This is a genomic window from Mesorhizobium sp. WSM4816, assembly GCF_055811535.1.
The window spans coordinates 61,427-68,403 of sequence record NZ_JBVVQR010000032.1; the positions used below are offsets into that span (position 1 = coordinate 61,427).

Here is a 6,977-nt window from a genome sequence, read left to right on the forward strand (position 1 = left end):
CTGAAGGCAGGGAAGTGGTTACGAATTTGACGATGAAACAGGGGCAGGGGGCTGAGTTGCTTCGGAAAATAAGCTCTCATGAAGCCGTCGTAGGTGTTATTGGCCTTGGATACGTTGGACTTCCGCTAGCGATCGCCGCGGCTCGAGCGGGTTTTAATGTTATTGGATTTGATACAGACGTTAAAAAAATAGAAATGCTGAACTCTGGCAAATCCTACATAGACGCTGTTGGGTCACGCGACCTGAAGTCCATGGTGGAAGAAAAGAAATTTCGAGCTGAGGGAGAGTTTATACACTTCGCCGAATGCGATATAGTTATCATCTGCGTCCCTACACCCCTTTCGAAGCAGCGCGAGCCCGACCTAAGCTATGTCAAGGACACATCTGAAAACATTTCACGCTATTTGCATATTGGCCAGTTAGTTGTCCTCGAATCCACAACATATCCAGATACAACTTTGGGTATTGTAAAGCCGATATTGGAACGAAGCGGTCTGAGGGCAGGAATAGATTTTTGGATCGGGTTTTCGCCGGAGCGTGAGGACCCCGGCAGCAAGAAATATTCAACTGTTAATATCCCGAAAATAGTAGGCGGCGACGGCGGGGAGGCATCCGAGCTTATGGAGGCTTTTTACGGTAATGTAGTTGAAAAAGTAGTTGTAGTGTCGAATCCATCCGTTGCCGAAGCCGTTAAAATTACTGAAAATATCTTTAGGGCCGTAAACATAGCTCTCGTGAATGAACTAAAAGTAATCTACGATGCGATGGGAATTGACATCTGGGAAGTGATTGACGCCGCCTCCACTAAACCCTTCGGGTATATGCCGTTCTACCCTGGACCTGGACTCGGAGGGCATTGCATCCCTGTTGATCCCTTCTATCTGACGTGGAAGGCGAGAGAATACGGTCTCTCAACTCGATTCATCGAACTTTCTGGCGAAATAAATGTATCAATGCCGCGGTATGTAATAGCTAGGCTGGAGCAGTCTCTTGACACTCGGCAGAAGATTTCTCTTAGCAGTGCCTCGATCTTAATTGTCGGACTGGCTTACAAACCAAACGTATCCGACATTAGAGAAAGTCCGACGCTTGTAATGCTTGAGACGTTGGTGAAGCGAGGCGCATCTGTAGACTATTACGATCCTCACGTTCAGGAGATTCCAAAGACTCGAGAGCACCCCGATTTGTCTGGGCGGAAGTCCGTTGAACTAACGACAGACACGCTTTCTGATTATGACGCGGTTCTTATAGCGACTGATCACGACGAAATCGACTACAGACTGTTAGCTGAACACGCAAAATTGATAGTGGATACGAGAAATTGTTTTGCTCGTAGGAATATCGTATGCAGGAATCTGGTCAAGGCGTAGGATTGAGCCGACAATGATAGAAAACGTGTGAACGCGGGCGGTTCAAACTGTGTTGAAATCGAAGTTAAGGCTGGAATGCTCGACGTAAAGGAGAACCGGAGAGCACGGAAGTGGAGCAGGGCCGAGCAACTCGGACGCGTGCTGTGGGGCCTGGTGGGTCCTTTATTCATCTTAAGCCCGCGACCACTTTGGAAATGGAGAGTATTCTTACTGCGATCGTTTGGAGCTAAAGTCGGAAGGAATGTGCATATATATCCGGACGTGCGCATTTCGATGCCATGGAATATCTCGATTGGAGACAACGCTGCCATAGGGTCCAGGGTCACATTGTATGCGCTTGGGCCAATTAGCATTGGGGCAGAAGCGACCATTTCCCAAGGTGCGCATCTTTGCGCGGGAACTCACGACTATCGTGACCCGTCAATGCCACTCGTCAAGGCGACTATTCGTGTGTCGAACGGCGTATGGATTTGCGCAGAAGCGTTCGTGGGCCCTAAGGTGGAAATTGGATCTATGGCTATAGTAGGTGCGAGAGCCGTAGTCATGCGAAGTGTTCCTTCGTATGACATTGTAGTTGGCAATCCTGCGCGCAGTGTGGGACGCCGAAAAATGAATTTAACGGGGCAAGGGTCTAGCGGCTCTTAGAAACGCAATTTGACTTGGATTTGAAGATCGTAACAACACGAAGCAAGAGTTGATTAAGGGCAATCCTGTGCAGAAGATTCCCATTACCGTCATTATTCCTGTTAAGAACGAGGAAGGCAATTTGCCAAGGTGTTTGGAGAGGCTTGGCAGGTTTGAGCGTGTCATTGTTGTGGATTCTGGAAGCGAGGACAAGACGGTTGCGATAGCCGAAAAAAACGGAGCTGAGATAGTTCATTTTCGGTGGAACGGCCTTTACCCAAAGAAACGAAATTGGGTGCTAATTAATCATGCGATCACGACTCCCTGGGTGTTTTTTCTGGATGCGGACGAGGTAGTTAATGACGTGTTCTGTGATGAAGTGAAGGCAAGAACGGCGTCAGACGAATATGTCGGCTTCTGGTTAAAATACAGGAACTACTTTATGGGAAGGGAGCTTAAGTTCGGTGTAGCGCAAAAGAAGTTGGCTTTATTTCGAGTGGACGCGGGCATGTATGAGCGTATTGAGGAAGATCGATGGAGTAGCTTGGACATGGAAGTCCATGAGCATCCCATACTCGCGGGTCGGGTCGGAGCGATCGAGACCTTAATCGATCACCGCGACTTCCGGGGCATAGACAGGTTCATTGGCCGTCACCAAGCATATGCCAAGTGGGAGGCGAACCGGTATATGCTACTTCGGGCAGGGGCGGCCCAAAATACGTTAACAGAGAGACAAAGTGTGAAATACAAATACTTACCGTCCCGTTGGTATGCGTTTGCTTACTTTTTTTATAGCTACGTTTTAAAGGGGGGGGTATTGGACGGGTGGTCAGGCTTCTCATACGCGTTTTACAAAACGTGGTATTTTCATACTATAAGTAATCTAATCCGTGAGTACGAGGAGGAAAAAAAAGAAAACGTTAACATGAGAAATAATTCTCTGTCCACTAAGTCTTAATTGGAGAGTAGTAGTGCCACGACTTTATCAAAGTGCAAAGAGGATTCTTGTAACTGGCGGGGCCGGTTTTCTTGGCTCTCACCTGATCGACAAGCTTATAGGGATAGGCAACGAAGTCTTGTGCGTTGACAATCTCTTTACGGGAACCAAGAAGAATATCGAACACCTCGCATCTCATCCAAAGTTTGAATTCATCCGCCATGACATCACGTTTCCGCTTTATGTTGAAGTTGATGAGATTTACAACCTTGCTTGTCCGGCGTCTCCTATTCACTATCAGCACGACCCAGTTCAAACTACGAAGACGTCTGTCCATGGCGCGATTAATATGCTTGGACTTGCAAAGAGGCTTAATTGCAGAATCTTTCAGGCGTCCACCAGCGAAGTTTATGGCGACCCATCTGTGCATCCGCAGGTGGAAGAATATTGGGGGAATGTAAATCCTATAGGCCCAAGATCCTGTTATGACGAGGGCAAGCGTTGTGCAGAGACTCTGTTTTTTGACTACCACAGACAAGTGGGACTTGATATTAAAGTGGCTCGAATTTTCAATACATACGGGCCGCGAATGCATCCGGCCGACGGGCGTGTTATTTCGAACTTCATAGTTCAAGCGCTGAACCAGATGCCGATCACGATATACGGGGACGGTGAGCAGACTAGGTCGTTTTGCTATGTTGACGATTTGATCAAAGGTTTCATCGATTTTATGGATGACGAGGTCAAGTATCCGGGGCCGTTAAATCTAGGTAACGATAGCGAAATCTCGATAAGGGGTATTGCCGAGGCAATTATAGAACTGACGGGTTCGAAATCGGTAATAGTGAGTGAAGAATTACCGGCCGACGACCCACGTCAACGACGCCCAGACTTGGCGAAGGCGCGTGAGATGCTTGGTTGGCAACCAAGTGTTCAGCTGCGCGAAGGTCTCGAGAAGACCATTGAATATTTCGCGCGATTGTAGAGATCCGTTGAGGTCGTAATGGTGATGCGCGTCGTTGGTGTTTCTTTGGGCGATAAGGCGGAGGTATCGTGCGGCATATAGTTGAGTTGTTGACCAGAAATTGGATCTTTAAAAGGCGTCTGCCTAAGCAGTATGGTTCGCTGCCCATCTATGTCAGCCCTGATGCGCAATTGAAGGTACTTAAGCCGGGTCGTGCCGCCTTTGACCCTCAACTGTTGCACGCCGTCGATGAACTTGTAGAGGCTGGAGACACTGTCTGGGATATTGGAGCGAATATGGGAGTGTTCAGCCTGGCTTCCGCGTTTCGGTCTGGGACTGGGAACGTAGTGGCGGTAGAAGCCGATCTTTGGCTAGTAAATATGTTGCGAAAGACATTTGAATTAGAAGAGAATCGCAGATACGGGATAGAGGTGGTTCCCGTAGCAGCATCTAATAGAATAAGTATTCAGAAGTTTTTAATCGCCTCTCGCGGTCGAGCGTCAAATCACCTCGGGGAAGTAGCTGGGAGTACTCAATCCGGCGGAGCCAGATCGACCGTTCTTGTTCCAACGTTCGAGTTGGATTATCTTCTTGAATATTGCGTGCCTCCGTCGGTCGTGAAGATAGACGTTGAGGGCGCAGAAAACTTGGTTTTAGGCGGAATGAGGAAGATACTCTCTACGATCCGACCTAAGTTGTATTGTGAGGTGACCTCAGATCGGAGGAAAACGTTTGAACTGATGGAGCAGTATGACTATGTGCAGCGCGCTTCACGGCAGGGACATGGCGCAAATCTATTTTTCTACCCGAAATGAATGTTCGAGGGTGGCGTGCAACTGGGGGGAAGCTGTTGTGTGCCGATGACGCGATCGGCTGGCCGTCTTGATCGGCGACACATCAACTTTGGTGCTCAGCCCGCCATGAGAACGGCCGATGGCGGCAAAAGTTCGTGGTCGGCCTCATAGGCATTTGACTCGCACGCGGGTTTTCCATCCGCTACCAATTGGCACCTGAGCGACAAAAGCAGCAGTGAAACCGCCAACTACCACCCGCCGTTCGTTTTTAATGGCCGTGCCGCCTGCGGCCGTATTTTCTGGTGTGACTCAGCGAGCCGTAGCGGCTCGCGATGAAGCCGGTGGATATGCGTCAGATGCCGTCAGCCAGGGCAATGTCCCTGTCTATGATACAGCGGTTGGCATGGCTGCAATCAATCTCCCGACTGGGCTGGCTGCTTTCGAAACGCGGGGCTACAACTCTGTTGATGATGGTGGCGGCTGGCTTTATGCAGTTAGAAGTTCGGAACCTGCACACTTCGGAAAGATTGGTCTTGGTGCGGGAAGATGGGGCGAACTCATAGTGCCGCGCGGTGAGATCACTTGCGAAGCGCTAGGTTTGGTGGGAGATAATTCGACCGATAATGGATCTCGTTGGGCGGGCGCCAACGCTTACTGTCAATCGAATGGGTTTCGTCTCATCGCAAGGAAGGGAACTTACAAGACATCGGTCAAGGCTTTTATCGTCGGAGATACTTTTATCCGCGGTGCCGGCATGTATGCTTCGACGTTTAAGGCCATTGGAAAGATTGACGCAGTTTTTCATGCCAACACGTCGACAAATATAGTAGTTCAATGGGAAGATTTTCAAATTGACGGTAGTGGCACAGCCGCTAACGGAGTGTTATTTGATGCCGGTGGCGGTTCGGCGGTCATTACGCAAGGCAGCTATTTCCGGAACATCCGAGCTCTTAATCCGGTAATAGCAAGCATCAACTCCACGATGCCTATGTATGCTGGCGTGTTGCAATCCGTGATTCTGCAAGGAGGAAAGCGCGGAATTTATTGGCGCGCCAACGCCGGAATGAATGGCTCTACAATCAGCAACATCCGTGTCTCAGGAACGGCGATTACAGCTATCCATCTTGAGAATGTTGGAACTAGTCTGTCCGAGCTAACCATAGAATCCGCCACGATTGAAGGAAATAATGGGGCCGGTCTGTATGTTAACAAGATGCGAGTTAAGATGTTAGGGGCGAATCATTTCGAAAGAAACGGGCGCATCAAACCAGCAGTGGCTCCTGTTTCGCTCGGAATCGATCCCCTCACTACTCTCAAAGGATCGGCGACAATCATCGTGGTGCATAAAGGTCACGGTCTCTCAACCGGTGACGAGATTAATATAAAAGGAGCTGCCCTCGTCGGCGATATAACGGCGAATGGCAAGTCTACTATCAGGAGGATCAACGCTAACTCCTATTCCATCGCCCGCGGTGCGCAGCTTGCAGAATCAAGCACACAAGGCGGCGGCTCGGCGGTCGTCGCCGAGTACGGGTTGCCAATAGATATTCTTGTTGACAGTTCTAGCGGTATATTTACTGAGCTCGATATCGACAAGATTAGTAAATCTACCGATGGCTTGGGGCAGGTAGATAGTGTTTTTGCGCGACTGATGGCCCCAAACTGCAATATTATTATTCGCGGTGGAAATCCATCGCGGAACAACTTGATCGATGGAAACGGCCAATCAAACGGCTGCTCCATTGCGCTGCTGAATTGCTTTGCCGGAACAATTAACACCGCGGCAATGGCGGTGCGCCGCGACGAGCCAGGCATTAAGAAGACGGGGCGGCTTGCGCTCGGAGCTACAATGACTGCTACGGGCATTTCTGCGAACAGCAATGGGTGGGTCAGAGTCACTGCAACAAAGCGCTCGGCCGACACAGTCACTGTGGGGATGTACATAATCGCACTGGATCGTGCCGGTGATAATATTCACTGGGGTTGGGTTGGACCGGTCCTCCCTTCATCCGGATTCGAGGACTTTGTAAGTTTTAGCGTTGTAGGCAGCCAGCTAATGGCCGCTCGGACCGGCGGCACTGGAGACGGGTGGATGACGCTTGAGGGCGAGTGGAGCGAGTTTTAACGACCTCGAAGCCTGACCTTACGAATCCCATGGCCATGCCTCGAAAGTCCCGGAAAGCGCCAGCGTGCTACCGCTCCGGTTCGGTGACTAGAGCGCGTCCTGTTTAATCTGGGTCGTATCCAGCTGCCTTGAAGTAGTTGGCGCATTCGGCTGGGGTGAAGCG

General features: G+C 50.0%; 5 protein-coding genes. All 5 read left to right on the forward strand.

Annotation, left to right across the window (positions count from 1 at the left end; all coding sequences use genetic code 11):
• Window positions 1-32: 32 nt before the first annotated feature.
• The 5 genes from AC0L3H_RS25910 (at window position 33) to AC0L3H_RS25930 (ending at window position 6,814) form a co-directional block, all read left to right on the forward strand.
• Window positions 33-1,370 (forward strand): nucleotide sugar dehydrogenase, encoded by a 1,338-nt coding sequence (locus AC0L3H_RS25910; protein ID WP_473587351.1) that lies wholly within the window; start codon window positions 33-35, stop codon window positions 1,368-1,370.
• A 712-nt stretch (window positions 1,371-2,082) separates the two neighbouring features.
• On the forward strand, window positions 2,083-2,952 hold the full coding sequence (locus AC0L3H_RS25915; protein ID WP_473587352.1) for a glycosyltransferase family 2 protein: 870 nt from the start codon (window positions 2,083-2,085) through the stop codon (window positions 2,950-2,952).
• Window positions 2,953-2,965: 13 nt separating this feature from the next.
• Window positions 2,966-3,916, forward strand: coding sequence for a UDP-glucuronic acid decarboxylase family protein (locus tag AC0L3H_RS25920; RefSeq protein WP_473587353.1), 951 nt, complete (start codon window positions 2,966-2,968; stop codon window positions 3,914-3,916).
• A gap of 68 nt (window positions 3,917-3,984) precedes the next feature.
• Window positions 3,985-4,710: an FkbM family methyltransferase gene (locus AC0L3H_RS25925; RefSeq protein ID WP_473587354.1), complete on the forward strand. Its 726-nt coding sequence runs from the start codon at window positions 3,985-3,987 to the stop codon at window positions 4,708-4,710.
• Between the two features lie 382 nt (window positions 4,711-5,092).
• Window positions 5,093-6,814 (forward strand): hypothetical protein, encoded by a 1,722-nt coding sequence (locus tag AC0L3H_RS25930; protein ID WP_473587355.1) that lies wholly within the window; start codon window positions 5,093-5,095, stop codon window positions 6,812-6,814.
• Window positions 6,815-6,977 lie beyond the last annotated feature (163 nt).